We start from the raw sequence: 14,980 nt of genomic DNA, 5'->3' as shown, positions 1-14,980 counted from the left end.
AACATGGTCGAGCCGTCAGCGACCATCGCGTGGCGGTACATATTGATCCGAGAAAACGGCAGGTTTTCCACTCGCCCAGCGCATTGCGAGCCCGAGCGCATGGCTGCTTTTGCAGGTTGCTTCAGGCTGTGGTCAGGCGGTCGAGCAGGTCACATGCGGAGTTCTGGAGTTCGGCGATGGTTGGGGCGAGGGCTCGTTGAGCACCGGCTTGGGCCGCGGCCAGGGCCGGTTGCCAGTGGGCGGTGTGTTCGACGTCGTGGTAGGCGCGTTGCGCCGCTGCCCGGGCGGCCTCGCGGATGGCAGGCGGCGCGTACTGGTTCATAGCTGTCCTGGAGTCCCGGACGGCAGCCCAGCCGGCGGCCTTGGCGCGGATCCAGACGTAGGGCCTGACGGCCGGGCCGACGGTGCGCCGGACGGTTTCCTCGGCACTCCGGCGGGTCCTGCGTTCGTCGGCCTTTAGCATGTCGCGCTCCCAACGCGGAGCGGCCCGCTTTGCATCGCGGGCGGCCCGCTGCACTTCAGAGGGCGCGGCCTGCAAGATCTCCCGACGGGCGCGCCTTGCGGCCTCTACTGCCATGTCCCGGGTGGCGCGGTGCTCGGCTTCCAGGATGTCGTTCCATCCGGCATCCCGAGCGGCTGCATGAACTACCGCCTCCATGGCGGCCCCAGCGTTCCCCATCGCGATCTGGACTATGTGATCGATCTGGCTGTCCGGGGCATCCGGGGCGAGCCAGGGGACGGCTCTGAAGGCATCGCGCACGGCAGGCCCCCCAGCCAGGGCCTCGGCGCGCGAAACGCATGCGTAGAAGTCCTGCCAGAGCATTCTGCGCTCGGGCAGCTGTTGAGGCATGATCGCATTCGCGATGACAGCGGTTGGAGGGGTAGGGAAATGATGATGGTAACCGCGCATGCCGCAGACGAGTTCTGGCAGTCCCTCCAGCGTCGCCGTGTCCCTGCCCGCCAGCCGCAGCCACGCTGGCGTGTAGGTCCGGATCAACCAGTCGGCGCACATCCAGGCGCGAGCGCAGTCGGCAGGCATACAGGGAACATCTTTCATCTCCCCATCACCCGCGTAGGCGGCGAGGATACCGATTTGGCCAAGGTCAACGGCGCATCGCGTGCCAACGACCCGGCGGATATAGGGCCGCAGCAGCTGTGTCCGGTCCACGTCCGGCAAGGCGTCATTCCATGCCCGGCCGAAGATGGCGATCAGCGGGGACACACATTCAGGGTGATCCGACCATGCCTCCCCCGCGAAGTAGGAGACGGCTTCCAAGAAGGAAGCCTGACCTGATCCAGGTTCGTGCCTACCGGCGGCCAATTCGATCGTGTCCACATCAAACACGGATGCTCCAGCGCCCGTCCGAAGGGTTACATGCTCCCCGCCTGCGCCCCGCCCCCGGCATCCCGATCCAACGAGACTGGCCGAACTCGATACCGCCAACGGGTGCCACGGGCATCCTATTGATTCCGAAGCTCAATCGGTTCTGTTCGAGGATGCAGCGGACGTGGGGGCCGCAGAAGCAGCTGCGGACGATGTGCGGCTGGCGCTGGTGGCGGTGGAAGAACCTGCGAGATCCGGCGGCGAGTTGGGCCTGGTCACGGGCCCGGCTGTGCATGGGCAGAACAGTCCCACCATGTATACAGCCGTAGTCTCCATCGAACTTGAAGGGCCAGGAGCATGCCGTCAGCTGACACCGTCCGCTGCACTTGCCCGTCCAGGGAGCCAGGGGAAACCGGGTCAGCGCGATCAACCCCGCTCGCCTCGCGGGCATGGAGGCAGATCGATCCCAGCCAGTCGCCCAGTACGGGAGCGGGATCGATGACGGGACTGGCCCGCGTCGCTGGCCGCGCCCCCGTCCACCTGCCAACATCGGATGTGATCTTCGCGAGCTCCCGCCTGAGTCTGTCGCCCTTGGCCTTTACGTTGGGTGCGGTGTCGCTGCCGACTTGTTCGCGTAAATGACCTTGATGCGCACCTGCGGGAAGGAGGACGCCAATTCCTCAAGGATGTGCAGGAAGCGACGCGTACGCTCCAGCAGCTTGGCATTGGTGTGCGCGACCAGGTCGTCCTCGTCCCGGCCCATGTCCAGCAGAGCAGGCAGATGGAAGTGCAGCTTCTCGATCACCGATTCCTGGTAACCCGACGAGTTCTTCGCCTGCAGGATGACCAGCTCGATTTTGCCGGCACGCGACGGAAGGAACTGATGCGCATCAGCGGTGATGTAGCGCTCGTCCACGAACGTCCAACGGGGCACACCAAGCGCCGCACCCGCACACGGACCACCACCGGCACGTCGGCCACCGTCCGCAGGTGAGATCCCTGCATCCGCCCCGACGACGCGCCGCACACCCGACAGACCGCGGTGCCCTACGGAGTCCGATCCCGCACCACAATCCGCTCGCCCTCGTCAGCCACATCCTCCACAACCAGCGGGAAAAGACCCGAAAACGCCGTCTGCACAAGCTCGTTGACATCCTTCACGCCAGTGTCAACGAGCTCATAACTCTCCGTCACCACCGAATGTGAGACAGGGCCGTTGATTTGGACAGCCTCTGTGTCAGCAACCAGGGCCCCGGAGGAAGGCCATCCTCACCGTGATCACCCTGCCTGGGCTCTCGTCCTGCGGGACCACGGGGAGCGGGAAGGGCTGTGGTTGTGGAGGACGAGCAGCGCCAGGGCGCCGGTCGCTGCGGACCAGGTGAGGGAGAGCAGGCCGTGGGACCAGGGGATGTCTGGGGTGAGGGCTGAGCTCAGCGCCAGCTGGTTCACGCCGTACAGAGGAAGCGCGGATACGCCTGCCACATCCATGAGTGTGTTGAAGACGGGGTTCTGCAGGCCGGTGTCGACCAGGCTGAGCATGATGATGAGGAAGAAGCCCTCCAGCTCGCCGCGGACCAGAGAGCCGAGCAGAAGGCCGATGCCGCCGTAGGCGAGGCCGGCGCCGGCAAGGGCCAGTCCCAGGGGGCCCGCGTGGCGTACGGGCAGGGAGACCCACAGCAGGATCGTGGTGTAGAGGGCCAGCAGGGCGGCGGTGAGGGCGACGGCAGCGAGTTTGGCCAGCAGCATCGGAAGCCGGGGGTAGCCGGCCAGCAGCAGACGGCGGTCCATCTGCCGGGACTGAAAGGTCTCCGTGAAGGTGATGAAGCCGGCAACCATGGTGACGGCGCCCAGCGCGCTGGCCACCTGGCCCACCTGGCTGGCCGAGGCGGAGACGGGGGCGCTGATGGCGTCCAGCCGGATGCGCACCACTTGATCGGATGTGCACAGGCGTGCCACGGCGATCCAGACCGGGATGAACGCGACCGCCAGAACCAGGGCCAGCCGGTTGCGCAGGTGACCCAGCAGAGTGCAGCGCAGCAGTTCGGTGAATGCCGTCCAGGACAGCCTCAACGGTCGGTCTCCTCGAAGTGCAGGCGCCCCTGGCGCAGGTGAGCGATCGCGTCGAAGTGGTGCAGGTCGTGCAGCAGGTGAGAGACCACGATGATCGACCGGCCCTGATCACGCAGGTCGGAGGCCAGGGTCCAGAACCGCTGATGGGTGTCCCAGTCGAAGCCCTGGTAGGGCTCGTCCAGGACCAGCAACTGCGGATCGTGCATGAGAGCGATCAGCAGGTTCAGCTTCTGTCGCGTTCCGCCGCTGAGTTCGCCGACCTGCTGCCGACGGCACCCGGTCAGCGCCAGCAGTTCCATCAGCTCGTCGGCGCGCGCCAGCGTCGGCAGCTGGTAGGCCATCTGGAACAACCGCAGATGCTGTCCGACGGTGAACGCATCGTTCAGGACCGCTCGTTGCGGGCAGTACCCCACGGCCCCGGTTCGTGTCACTGTTCCGCGGTCGGGTGCGAGGTGTCCCACGGCGATCTGCAACAGAGTGCTCTTTCCCGCCCCGTTCTCGCCGACGACTCCCACCAGCGTCCCGGCGGGCACATCAAGGTCGACGTCGTGCAGGACCTGCTTGCCGCCGTATGCCTTGCGGACTCCCCTGATCCGCAGTCGTGGCCGGTGGTGCGCCGTTACTGCCTGCACATGAGCCCCTCGAAAGATCGGATAGGCACAGCGAGCCGCCGGAGGACAAGCCCGCCGCAGTGGCCGGGGCCGCACGGGCTCATGCCCACCGGCTCGTCCGACTCCTCGCCGATCAACTGCGCCTGGCCCGGACGGCCCGGCCTTGGGCGGACTGATCGCCTGCGCGGGGTGGCGCGCTGATACCCGGTCTCAACGAGTCCGCACCGTCGGTGTAACGGCAGCCAGCCCTGTTCTGGTGGCATGTCGGCATCGCCACCCACAGGCGTTGTGCCTTCCCGTTGGGCGTGACGTGAGCCGCGGTCTGCCGTTGTAGGAGGCGATGTCCCCGACACCACAGCGAGACTTCAGCGCTCCCACGATCGTGATCGGAGCCGGACCCTACGGTCTGGCGGCCGCCGCGCTACTGAACCGCTCCGGCGAGCCGACCGTGATCCTGGAACGGTCGCACCGAGTGGGAGCGAGCTGGGCGCAGCGCTATGACCACCTGCGACTGCATACCACCCCCGGCACCTCGAGCCTCCCCGGCCTGTCGGTGCCACGCCAGGCCGGCCCGTGGGTGAGCCGGGACGAGTATGTGCGATACCTGGATCGTTACGTCGCCCATCACCAGCTCGACGTCCGGGTGCGCACCCCGGTGCGGCGCATTGAACGGGCCGAGCCCGGTTCGGGAGCACAGTGGCTGGTCCACACCCCCGACGGCCCGGTGCCCACGGGTGCGGTCGTGGTGGCCACCGGCCGCTGCCATATCCCGAACCTCCCCCACTGGCCTGGGCGTTCGACCTTCACTGGCACGCTGCTGCACTCGGCTCATTACCGCTCTGCGGTCCCCTACCGCGGGCAGCACGTCCTGGTTGTCGGCGCCGGTAACAGCGGTACCGAGATCGCGAGCGTCCTGGCCGGGGCCGGAGCCGAACGGGTATGGATCGCAGTCCGTACCCCACCCAACATCCTGCCCCGCTCCAGCGCACGATGGCATGCAGTCGGCCGGCTGACGGAGGTCCTCCCGCTCGCGTGGCGCGACCGCACCTCCCTGCTCACGCAACGTCTCGCGGTGCCCGACCTGACCTCACGGGGACTGCCCCGGCCCCGCACAGGCCTGTACACCCGCAATGCCCGTGAAGGGGTCAACCCCGTTCTCGACCACGGTTTCGTGGACGCCGTCCGGTCCGGGCGGGTCGAGCCGGTCGCGGCCGTCCAGGCGTTCGACGGCCCCGACGTATTACTGGCCGACGGCGCCCGACTGCGACCCGACACGGTCATCGCCGCCACCGGGTACCGGCCCAACCTGCACGACCTGGTCGGGCCCCTGGGCGTGCTCGACGAGGACGGGCAACCCCTCGCCGCAGGGGCACAGACCCATCCCGAAGCCGCGCGCCTCTACTTCGCCGGATACACCAATCCACTCACGGGTGTCCTTCGTCAGGCAGGCATCGAGGCGCGTGCCATCGCCCACGCGTTACGACGCGAGACGGTGCGGGTCCCCCTCCCCTCCCCCCGCGTTGGCGACCGCACAGCCGACACACACCAGAGAGGGCACGCTTCGAGCTGACGGAGCCTCGGAAGCTTGGCCCTTCAGCGGCGTACCCCGCAGGGCGAGTGGATGCCGCGGTGGCGGTTGGAGGCAGACGTGGACGCTTCGGCGGAGCGCATTGAGCGGGCATGGATGAGGTGGCCACGTCGGTCGGGGCCGCCCGGCTCCTGCCGAGTCAGCGTGGCGGCGGGGTGAGGCGGGGGACGTCGCTGGGGCAGAGGCAGGGGCAGCTGGTACCCGTCCTCGCATTCGTGGTGGGAGCCATTCCTCTCACGGCAGGGCGGTGGCGCCCCAGACCACCTGCTGCCCGTCCTGCAGTAACGGGCATCCTTCGGGGCTGCAATGTCAGCAGCTGTGTGCCCCTCTCGGCCGCGATCGCCGCCAGCCCCTGACACGAGCAGACCGCGGGCTGCTGAGACACGGGCTCACGGCCAATGCCCTGCGCCACGGCGGGGGCCGCTGCACACTGGATCTGACTGCGCACTCCGACACCGTCGAGGTCGCCGTTCACGATCCCAGCCGGCATGTGCCGCGCATGCGCACCCCTGACCTGAACGGCGGCACCGGGGGCTTCGGCCGGCCCATGGTCACCCGCCTCGCGCACGCCACGGCGGTCACCCGCCGGGCCTCCGGCGGCAAGACCGTGAGCGCCTTCCTTGCGCGGTAGCGTCACCGCTCAAGCAGCCGGATGGCCGGCGAGCATGGTCCGCCTCATGTCGCAACCTGACGAGTTGCTCGCTGACGTTGGCGCCCCGGTGGAGTCCGACCGAGCAATCGGAGTCCCTGACCGTGGTCACCAATGGCGCTGTCATCACCGGTCGATTGGCTCTCGCAGCCACGTGAAGGCAGAGGGTGTCGGATGTGCTGACGGATTCCGCCCACTTGGACGAGTTCGCCGCCGTCTTCGACTCCCCCGCGAAGAAGGACGGGCCGCCCACGCGTCTGCACGTCCAGGTCGCCCAGATCCCCGCAGGGCACCCCGGGGGTCCTGAGACGGGTGGAGGTACCGGGTTGTGATCGAGGACGTCAGCGCCTGGACCGTGGGCGACTTCAGCTATTGCGACCACTGAGCGACGCCGACGGGAACCGGCTGCACGCAGTGTGGGCCCGACCGGCGTACCGGTCGGGCCCACACTGCTGGTCAGGTGTCGGCTCGTGTCTGTTTACCCGGTCAGACCGTGACGGGGGTGCCGAGCATCGCGGAGGCGTGCTGCATCGGGCTGAGAATGCCCAGGGGCGCTGCCTTGGGAACGGCGCGGCAGGTGAAGCCGAGCTGAGCCATGGCCCGCAGGACTTCGGCGGCGCTGAAGTCACGGCGATCCTGGCGGGTAATGACCTGGCCGACCTGCTTGGCGGGGTAGTGGCGGCGGCCGATGATCACCGATTCGCCGGTGACCGGTTCGGGCTTGACGCCCTTCATCGATTCCAGCACGCCGCCCTTGGTGAGCTCGAAGGGGAAGCGGGCGATGACGCAGCGCATGTGGCCTCACAGAGAGAAGGAGAGAACGGTCCGACCAGGGGCGAGGTGTTTTTTCAGCGGGAGAGGGCGAGTATGCCCAGGGCGCTGCCTTGCTCGTCGACCACCGGCAGGACACCGAGCCGACGGGTGCGCATCGCGTGCTCGGCTTCGGCGATCGTGGTCACTGGTGAGGCGAACGAACCGTGGTCGCCGAGGATGTCGCGCAGGCGGACACGGTCCGTGTAGTCGGAGCTGTCACGGACGGCGGCGAGTTCGGTCCAGGTGACCAGGCCGGTGCACTGGCCGTCCTGGTCGCAGACGACCAGCCGGCCCGTGCGGGCGGCGGCCATGACGGCCAGCGCCACCTCGACGCTCATGTCGTCGCAGACCTGCGGTCCGGCCGCGTCCATGACCTCCACCGCCGTCCTGTGCACGGGGTTGGCGTCCGCCGAGCGGGGTTGCATCTGAACCAGCGTCAAAAGGTGCCTCCTGCAGAGATGGGTCAACTTCCTGATCACGAATGTTCTAGGCCACCGCGTCGAGGGCGGACTGGCGTACGGGGGCGCGCCGGGTCGCCGAGGAGGGGCGGCGTCGGCCCCGGGAGGAGGCGCTGCGCTTGGGGCGTTCGACCACCGGTGCGGTGATGACGACCGGGATGCCGGACGGGGCCTGGGCGCCGGTGATCCGGCTCAGGGCCTCGTCGCCCGAGCGGATCTGGGTGGTCTGCGGCCGGATGCCGGCGTCCGACATCAGACGGACCATGCCGCGGCGCTGGTTCGGCGTGACCAGGGTGACGACGCTGCCGGACTCGCCGGCGCGGGCGGTACGGCCACCGCGGTGGAGGTAGTCCTTGTGGTCGGTCGGCGGATCGACGTTGACGACCAGGTCGAGGTTGTCGACGTGGATGCCGCGCGCCGCGACGTTGGTCGCCACCAGCACGGTGACGTGCCCCGTCTTGAACTGCGCCAGCGTGCGGGTGCGCTGCGGCTGCGACTTGCCGCCGTGCAGCGCCGCGGCCCGCACCCCGCTGTTGAGCAGGTCCTGGGTCAGCCGGTCGACGGCGTGCTTGGTGTCCAGGAACATGATCACGCGGCCGTCGCGGGCGGCGATCTCGGTCGTCGCGGCGTGCTTGTCGGCGCCGTGGACGTGCAGGACGTGGTGCTCCATCGTCGTGACCGCACCGGCCGACGGGTCGACCGAATGCACGACGGGGTCGGTCAGATAGCGGCGCACCAGCAGGTCGACGTTACGGTCCAAGGTGGCGGAGAACAGCATCCGCTGCCCCTCCGGACGCACCTGGTCGAGCAGCGCGGTGACCTGGGGCATGAAGCCCATGTCGGCCATCTGGTCGGCCTCGTCCAGCACGGTGATGCCGACGTGGTTCAGCCGGCATTCGCCGCGGTCGATGAGGTCCTTGAGCCGCCCCGGCGTCGCGACGACGACCTCGGCTCCGCCGCGCAGCGCGCTGGCCTGCTTCCCGATCGACATGCCGCCCACCACCGTGGCCAGCCGCAGCCGCACGGAGCGGGCGTACGGGGTCAGCGCGTCGGTCACCTGCTGTGCCAGCTCACGCGTGGGTACGAGGATCAGCCCCAGCGGCTGGCGGGGCTCGGCACGCTGTCCGGCGGTGCGGGCGAGCAGGGCGAGGCCGAAGGCGAGGGTCTTGCCGGAACCGGTGCGGCCGCGGCCCAGGACGTCACGGCCCGCCAGGGAGTTCGGCAGCGTCGCGCCCTGGATCGGGAACGGTGCGGTCACACCCTGCCTGCCGAGTTCGGCCAGCAGCTGCTCGGGCATGTCGAGATCGGCGAAGCCGTCGGCGGCGGGCAGCACGGGGGTGATCGTCCTGGGCAGCGCGAACTCACCTTGCACTGCGGCGGGCCGACGGCCGTAACCGCCGGAGCGGACGGGCCCGCCGGTACGGCGCGGTGCCTGCGAGCCGTAGCCGCTGCCGCCCCTTCCGGCGTCGGCACGGCCGTCACGGGTGCGGACGGGGCGGTCGTTCGTGTACGTGCGGTTCATGCGGAACCTTCCTCGATGTGGCACATATCAAGGAATTCCCGCTGCGATGAATGGCACGGAGAATTACAAGTATGGACCGGTGGCAAAAGAAAGCAGATCTGGCCGGCGAAAACATCCGTGGGCACAGGTGCTGAAATGGGTGACGCGATGGGGACCTTGCGATCCGGGCGCCGGCTGCGGTGCAGCGCTTCAAGATGCGTCTGCGTCCTTGGGCAGGAACCGCTTGTGGTGGTACTGCGGATTCCTCCGGGGCGACCAGGGTGAAAGCAGCTGCGGGATACGCATGCAGCTGGGGCCCGCACCCCGAAGGATGCGGGCCCCAGCTACGGATTGCGCGTGATCGTCAGGCCGGAACGATGTTCTCGGCCGTCGGGCCCTTCTGGCCCTGCGCGATGTCGAAGTTCACCTTCTGGCCCTCGAGCAGCTCACGGAAGCCCTGCGCGGCAATGTTCGAGTAGTGGGCGAACACGTCGGCGCCGCCACCGTCCTGCTCGATGAAGCCGAAGCCCTTTTCCGCGTTGAACCACTTCACGGTACCAGCAGCCATGTCATATCTCCTTTGGGGCAGTGCATCGGCGTCCGCACCACGCGGGCGCCGTGTCGCCGCGATGATTACCCCGCCCGGAAATGACCGGAAATACAAAAGCGCTCCCATCCGGCAGAAGCCTGGCGGGGGCACTTGAAGTTTTGGGAACCACAACTGCAACTGAGATAAGACAGTAGCACGCCGGAGCGGTCCGTGTGGTTGGAGAATTCCACTCTGCTCTTCGCGGCAAAAACTCCCGCTGCACGGCCCCCCAAAATCTGATCCCCCGGGAACAGATATTGATTCGCCCGGAGTTTAACGTCTCAGGAAGAGTTGCCCACCGGCACGCTGCGCGACGGCGGGGGAAAAGCCGCTGCCGCCCAGGAAACGCAGTTGCGAGACTGCGGGATGACCACGCGGCAGCGGCTGCCGTTCCCGGTCCCGGATGAGCGAGCCCACCCCTTCAGTGCGGGTGAGGCGCCTGGTCATGAGGGTGATGGCGGCCCGGGTGATCAGGCTCTCGGAGTGCTGGATGAGCCGTTCGTACTCCGGCGCATGCCCACGGGACGTCTTCGAGCGACTACTCCGACAGAGTGCCAGGCATGCTGCCGGTGCGACGTGTGCCGATGACCGTCGGCTGAAGCGCCCGCATCACATGAGACAACCGGGCCGATAGGTCAGGGCACTTCCTCCAGCAGTTGTTCGGTCCAGATGGTTCTGCCCGCAACGGTGCACCGGCTGCCCCAGCGATGGGTCATGTCGCCACCAGGAACAGACCGCGGCCGCCTTCATCCGTCCACCGGGCCCGTCGCAGATGCGGCTGCGTCTGGCTGGGATCGGAGACCTCGCAGATCAGACGTTGATCCCGAATCAGCCGCAGGCCCAGCTCGCTGACGATCAGCTCTGTGGTGGACACCAGATGTCTTAGCCCCAGGAGGTCGGCTGGTCGGCGACTTGACGGCGTATCCCTGCGACGATGCTGGGGTCGCCGGCCAGCTCCCAGGTGGTAGTGGCATCTTCGGGAGGTTGGCGCACTGGGTCACCATAAGTGCCAGGTCGTCGTCCAAGGGCTCCTGCAGGGATGCTACGGCGGACACGTGTGCGGCCCGTTATGCGGTTCCCACGGGACATGTGAGGCAGAGTGCCGGGTACGCGCAGGACGTGTGAAGGGGGAACGAGGGTGGACCCGGCTGAATCAGTCCCCGAGGGTGAGGGCAGCGTGATGCCGGACGCCCCTCAGATACAGGACACCGTCGCGCTGGACGGTGACGGGCACGTGATCGCTGAGGCACGCCACCGGGCGGTGGACTTCCTCACCCGTGTCCAGGCGGAGCACGGCCTGCCGGTGTCCGCTCGCGCGATGGACCTGACCCAACTGGTGGTCAGCGAGCTCGTCACCAACGCCCGCAAGTACGCCCCTGGCCCCGTTCTGATGGAACTGCGCGTCATTGGCGCCGTCGTGGAAGTGGTCGTGTGGGACAGCGATCCCGTCCTGCCAGTGGCGCGGGCCGCCGATGCGGACAGAGTCGGACAGCACGGCCTGGAGATCGTCATGGCCGTCGCCCAGGGCTTCGAGGCCCAGCGGGAACCGGTCGGCAAACGCATCACCGCCCGCATAGCCCTACCCGACGACCCCGGCGGGGACATCACCGGACGCCGCCCCCAGTAACAGCCTGCGCTCCCGTCGGCCTCACCGCCCTCCCTGACGATCTGCCGTGAAGCGAGGCGTGCAGGCGCGAATTAGGCGGGAGCGACCGGGGTGGGCCCGGTGCCGGCGTGCGGGGTGGCGGCGCCGGCTGAACAGCGTCGCGAACGACGCCGACTTCGCCCGCACACGCACACCGCCGACGCCCAGTACGTCGGGCGGGCCGGTGCCTGGCTGCCCGTGTCGCGTCGTGGCAGGGCCGCTTCGGCAAGTACCACCACGCCACCGCCATCAGGCGTGTCGGTGACGGTGTGTCCGAGCTGGACCAGCAGTCCTACTACCGCGGTCTGCACGATCACTCTGCGCGCATGCCCGTGCCTCGGCTGCCATCGGCGTGCGGACGCGGTCCTCGTCTACGCAAGACCCCCGCCGGAGCAAGCCGACGGGGGTCCTCACGTGTCACTGCCCCTATGACGGGGCATGACTGTATGACCCTGATCAGCTGGAAGACCTCCCGGGCAGCGTAGCGTTTGAGGCATCGGACGTTTTCGCGTCGGGTCTCGCCCTCCTTGATGCGTCGTTCGCAGCAGTCCTGGGTGCGCGGGTCGAAGCGCAGGCGAGTCTGCACGATCCGGTGCAGGGCGGCGTTGGCCTGCCGGTCGCCGCCACGATTGAGGCGACGGTACTGCCGACTGCCCGAGGAACGCTCGACAGGGCTGACCCCGCACAGCGCGGCGAAGGGCTACGCACTGCCCAGGCGTTCCGGGTCGTCCCCCATCGTGATCAGCAAAGTGACGGCCGGGTCCGGACCGATGCCCACCACGGTCAGCGGCTGTGGGCGTGGCGTTCCACGAGCCGGTCCAGGCGGCCTTCCAAGTGCTGGATCTGCTCGGTGAGCTGCCCGATTCGGTGGGCCGGCAGACACAGGGTGATGCGAGTGGCCTGTGGGGTCGGCAGTGATGAGGACGGCTTTGAGCCGGCCCGACCGGACCGACCGCCGCCGGCGCGGCAACACCAGGGCTGCCGTCAGGTGCCACGGATGAGCCCCCAGTCGGCGGGGCCTCGGGTCAACGGCCGGCGTCAGCTTGACCGGACAGGTCTTTGGTGACGGCGATGACGGCATCCAGCACGGCGAGTTCGTCGTCGCTGCCGACGCCGGGCGCAGTCCCGCTCCACCCGCTGACCGCCGCAGCCGCGCCGTGTTGAACCGGCTGGTCGGGCAGCCAGTGGATCACCTCGGCGGACTCTCCGGTAACGTCAGAATATGAGTCATCCGCATCCCGAACTGAAAGCCGCCCCTCCCCTGTCTGAAGGAGGGCTGAGGGTCGTCGCCCTGGGCGGACTGGGTGAGATCGGCCGCAATATGACCGTGTTCGAGCATGCCGGCAAGCTGCTCATCGTCGACTGCGGCGTGCTGTTCCCCGAGGAGACCCAGCCCGGCGTGGACGTGATCCTGCCGGACTTCACCTCGATCCGTGATCGCCTGGACGACATCGTGGCCGTGGTGATCACCCACGGCCACGAGGACCACATCGGTGGCGTGCCGTATCTGCTGCGAGAGCGCTCCGACATCCCTGTCGTGGGCTCGAAGCTGACGCTGGCATTCCTGGAAGCCAAGCTCAAAGAACACGGCATCCGGCCGCGCACGGTGCGGGTACGTGAGGGCGACCGGCGCAGCTTCGGACCCTTCGACTGCGAGTTCGTCGCGGTCAACCACTCCATCCCGGACAGTCTCGCCGTCGCGATCCGCACCGGGGCCGGGCTGGTGCTGCACACGGGTGACTTCAAGATGGACCAGTTCCCGCTGGACGACCGCATCACCGACCTGCGCGCCTTCGCCCGCCTCGGCGAGGAAGGCGTCGACCTCTTCCTCACCGACTCCACCAACGCCGAGGTCCCTGGTTTCACCACCTCCGAGCGCGAGCTGAACCCGGCGATCGAGCAGGTGATGCGTACCGCCCCCCGACGGGTGATCGTCTCCAGTTTCGCCAGCCATGTGCACCGCATCCAGCAGGTCCTGGACGCCGCGCACCAGCACGGCCGCAAGGTCGCCTTCGTGGGCCGCTCCATGGTCCGCAACATGGGCATCGCCCGCGACCTCGGTTACCTGAAGGTTCCCAGCGGCCTGGTCGTCAGTACCAAGGAACTGGAGAAGCTCCCCGACCACAAGATCACCCTGGTGTGCACCGGATCCCAGGGCGAGCCGATGGCGGCTCTGTCCCGGATGGCCAACCGCGACCATGTGATCCGCATCGGCAAAGGCGACACCGTCCTGCTCGCCAGCTCCCTGATCCCCGGCAACGAGAACGCCATCTACCGGGTGATCAACGGGCTGACCCGGTGGGGCGCCCATGTCGTCCACAAGGGCAACGCCAAGGTACACGTCTCCGGGCACGCCAGCGCCGGTGAACTGGTGTACTGCTACAACATCGTCAAGCCTCGCAATGTCATGCCCGTGCACGGCGAGTGGCGCCACCTGCGGGCCAACGCCGACCTGGCCATCCGTACGGGGGTCGATCCCGAGCGGGTGGTCATCGCCGAGGACGGCGTCGTCGTCGACCTCGTGGAGGGGCGTGCGTCGATCACCGGCAAGGTGCCCGCGGGCAACGTCTACGTGGACGGCATGGAGGTCGGCGGCGCCACCGAGGCGTCCCTGAAGGACCGCGTCACCCTCGCGGAGGAAGGCGTGGTCACCGTGGTGGCGATCGTCGATGCCGACACGGGCGCCCTTGCCGAGACCCCCGACTTCCTGGCCCGCGGGTTCGTCCACGACGACGCCACCTTCGAACCGGTCATCCCCGTCATCGAGAAGACTCTGGCGGCCGCAGCCCAGGAAGGCGTCGGCGACGCACACCAGCTGGAACAGCTCATCGCCCGCGCCGTGGCGAACTGGGCCTTCCGTACCCACCGCCGCAGGCCTCTCATCATCCCCGTCATCATCGACGCCTGACCGGAGGCCCCCTTCCCCTCTCCTGCCCTGCCCTGCCCTGCCGGCAGGGCAGGGGCGCTTTCGCGCCTGCGTCCACACCTGCGCAGAGCGGCGTTCCAGGCACCGACTTCGGGCACCGACGGTGCGTCAGAAAGGAACTCGGATGAGCGCGCGTTTCGAGGAGATCGACTGACGCCCGACAGCGATGGGCGACATCAGCCTGCGGCGCCGACGCGACCCTGCATCGGACACCGATGTGTACGAGGTGAAGCTCGGCGACGAGTTCTTGATGTCCAGTCTCTGCACCACCGGCGAGATCGCGCTTGCGGAACTCGGACTGGCGAAACTGCCCTGCACCGAACTGGATGTCGCCGTCGGCGGACTCGGACTCGGGACACCGCCGAGGCTGTGCTGGACGACCACCGAGTGCGCTCGCTGACGGGGATCGAAACGCTCGCCGAAGTCATCGAGACTGCGCCGACGTACTACGAGAGAGTGCGCCGACGGGATGCCTCGCAGCGCCGGCCGCTTGTGATGGCAGTGGCGTTGCTGGCGGTGGCCGGGACTGCAGCCGTTCCGGCGGCGGGACAGACCCGTGGGGAAGTCCCCCGGCGGGGTGGTGCGGCAAGAGGATCTCGGCTGCGGCGGCGCAATTCGATGTCCCGGAGCGGGTTTTGCCGGCGGTGGCCTACCAGGAGTCGGTGTGGGACGCGCATGCCGGCGGGCACAGCGCTGGTGACGGGTACGGTCCGATGCATCTGAGGGACGTGACGGCATCCATGCCGACCGCCGGGGACGCAGGTGCGGCGGGGCGTTCCGCACCCACCGCCGCAAGGGCTGAGCCG

12 protein-coding genes and 7 pseudogenes are annotated in these 14,980 nt (G+C 68.3%); 6 read left to right on the top strand and 13 right to left on the bottom strand.

The features are described from left to right. Positions 1-121 precede the first annotated feature (121 nt). The 5 genes and pseudogenes from AB5J55_RS34175 to AB5J55_RS34155 all read right to left on the bottom strand — a co-directional run bounded on the left by AB5J55_RS34175 (position 122) and on the right by AB5J55_RS34155 (position 4,026). Positions 122-1,345 carry a hypothetical protein gene (locus tag AB5J55_RS34175; protein WP_369274298.1) on the bottom strand — a complete coding sequence of 408 codons (1,224 nt, stop codon included), beginning with the start codon at positions 1,343-1,345 and terminating at the stop codon, positions 122-124. Between the two features lie 577 nt (positions 1,346-1,922). Next, the gene (locus tag AB5J55_RS34170) at positions 1,923-2,240 is read right to left on the bottom strand and encodes a hypothetical protein (protein WP_369276496.1); all 318 of its coding nucleotides are present in this window, start codon (positions 2,238-2,240) and stop codon (positions 1,923-1,925) included. An 11-nt stretch (positions 2,241-2,251) separates the two neighbouring features. Then, a pseudogene (locus AB5J55_RS34165) lies at positions 2,252-2,485 on the bottom strand (ISL3 family transposase); the annotation flags it as partial. A 117-nt stretch (positions 2,486-2,602) separates the two neighbouring features. Then, positions 2,603-3,394, bottom strand: coding sequence for a hypothetical protein (locus AB5J55_RS34160; protein WP_369274297.1), 792 nt, complete (start codon positions 3,392-3,394; stop codon positions 2,603-2,605). Continuing rightward, complete coding sequence (locus AB5J55_RS34155) at positions 3,391-4,026, bottom strand: ABC transporter ATP-binding protein (RefSeq protein ID WP_369274296.1); 636 nt, start codon at positions 4,024-4,026, stop codon at positions 3,391-3,393. The genes AB5J55_RS34160 and AB5J55_RS34155 overlap by 4 nt, the downstream gene beginning before the upstream one ends. 319 nt (positions 4,027-4,345) lie before the next feature. Between AB5J55_RS34155 and AB5J55_RS34150 the strand changes: the two genes are divergently transcribed. The 3 genes and pseudogenes from AB5J55_RS34150 (at position 4,346) to AB5J55_RS34140 (ending at position 6,627) form a co-directional block, all read left to right on the top strand. Continuing rightward, complete coding sequence (locus AB5J55_RS34150; protein WP_369274295.1) at positions 4,346-5,575, top strand: flavin-containing monooxygenase; 1,230 nt, start codon at positions 4,346-4,348, stop codon at positions 5,573-5,575. 415 nt (positions 5,576-5,990) lie between these two features. Further along, positions 5,991-6,224, top strand: a pseudogene (locus AB5J55_RS34145) (ATP-binding protein); the annotation flags it as partial. A gap of 46 nt (positions 6,225-6,270) precedes the next feature. Then, positions 6,271-6,627 (top strand): annotated as a pseudogene (locus tag AB5J55_RS34140) (hypothetical protein). Positions 6,628-6,728: 101 nt separating this feature from the next. On the opposite strand, the gene AB5J55_RS34135 reads toward AB5J55_RS34140, so the two are convergent. The 6 genes and pseudogenes from AB5J55_RS34135 to AB5J55_RS34110 form a co-directional block, all read right to left on the bottom strand. After that, positions 6,729-7,037: an SCO5918 family protein gene (locus AB5J55_RS34135; protein ID WP_369274294.1), complete on the bottom strand. Its 309-nt coding sequence runs from the start codon at positions 7,035-7,037 to the stop codon at positions 6,729-6,731. A 53-nt stretch (positions 7,038-7,090) separates the two neighbouring features. Then, positions 7,091-7,495, bottom strand: coding sequence for a CBS domain-containing protein (locus AB5J55_RS34130; RefSeq protein WP_369274293.1), 405 nt, complete (start codon positions 7,493-7,495; stop codon positions 7,091-7,093). 46 nt (positions 7,496-7,541) lie between these two features. Further along, positions 7,542-9,035 carry a DEAD/DEAH box helicase gene (locus tag AB5J55_RS34125; protein WP_369274292.1) on the bottom strand — a complete coding sequence of 498 codons (1,494 nt, stop codon included), beginning with the start codon at positions 9,033-9,035 and terminating at the stop codon, positions 7,542-7,544. A gap of 343 nt (positions 9,036-9,378) precedes the next feature. Beyond that, a complete protein-coding gene (locus AB5J55_RS34120; RefSeq protein ID WP_003973099.1) occupies positions 9,379-9,582 on the bottom strand; it encodes a cold-shock protein in 204 nt (67 codons plus the stop codon). Positions 9,583-10,026: 444 nt separating this feature from the next. Beyond that, a pseudogene (locus tag AB5J55_RS34115) lies at positions 10,027-10,128 on the bottom strand (IS5/IS1182 family transposase); the annotation flags it as partial. Positions 10,129-10,238: 110 nt separating this feature from the next. Then, positions 10,239-10,441, bottom strand: a pseudogene (locus AB5J55_RS34110) (ATP-binding protein); the annotation flags it as partial. A 342-nt stretch (positions 10,442-10,783) separates the two neighbouring features. Here AB5J55_RS34110 and AB5J55_RS34105 point away from each other — a divergent pair. Further along, complete coding sequence (locus AB5J55_RS34105; RefSeq protein ID WP_369274291.1) at positions 10,784-11,230, top strand: ATP-binding protein; 447 nt, start codon at positions 10,784-10,786, stop codon at positions 11,228-11,230. A gap of 472 nt (positions 11,231-11,702) precedes the next feature. Here AB5J55_RS34105 and AB5J55_RS34100 read toward each other — a convergent pair. Then, positions 11,703-12,020: pseudogene (locus AB5J55_RS34100) on the bottom strand (transposase); the annotation flags it as partial. 253 nt (positions 12,021-12,273) lie between these two features. Then, on the bottom strand, positions 12,274-12,441 hold the full coding sequence (locus AB5J55_RS34095) for a hypothetical protein (RefSeq protein ID WP_369274290.1): 168 nt from the start codon (positions 12,439-12,441) through the stop codon (positions 12,274-12,276). 29 nt (positions 12,442-12,470) lie between these two features. Here AB5J55_RS34095 and AB5J55_RS34090 point away from each other — a divergent pair, with 29 nt between their 5' ends. Beyond that, positions 12,471-14,156, top strand: coding sequence for a ribonuclease J (locus AB5J55_RS34090; RefSeq protein WP_369274289.1), 1,686 nt, complete (start codon positions 12,471-12,473; stop codon positions 14,154-14,156). Between the two features lie 184 nt (positions 14,157-14,340). Further along, positions 14,341-14,606 (top strand): annotated as a pseudogene (locus AB5J55_RS34085) (spermidine synthase); the annotation flags it as partial. Between the last annotated feature and the right edge of the window lie 374 nt (positions 14,607-14,980).

The sequence above is a fragment of the Streptomyces sp. R11 genome, from assembly GCF_041051905.1.
In the GTDB taxonomy this organism is placed as follows: domain Bacteria; phylum Actinomycetota; class Actinomycetes; order Streptomycetales; family Streptomycetaceae; genus Streptomyces.
Note: the sequence above shows the minus strand (reverse complement) of the source record. Positions and strands in the feature narration are given on the sequence as shown.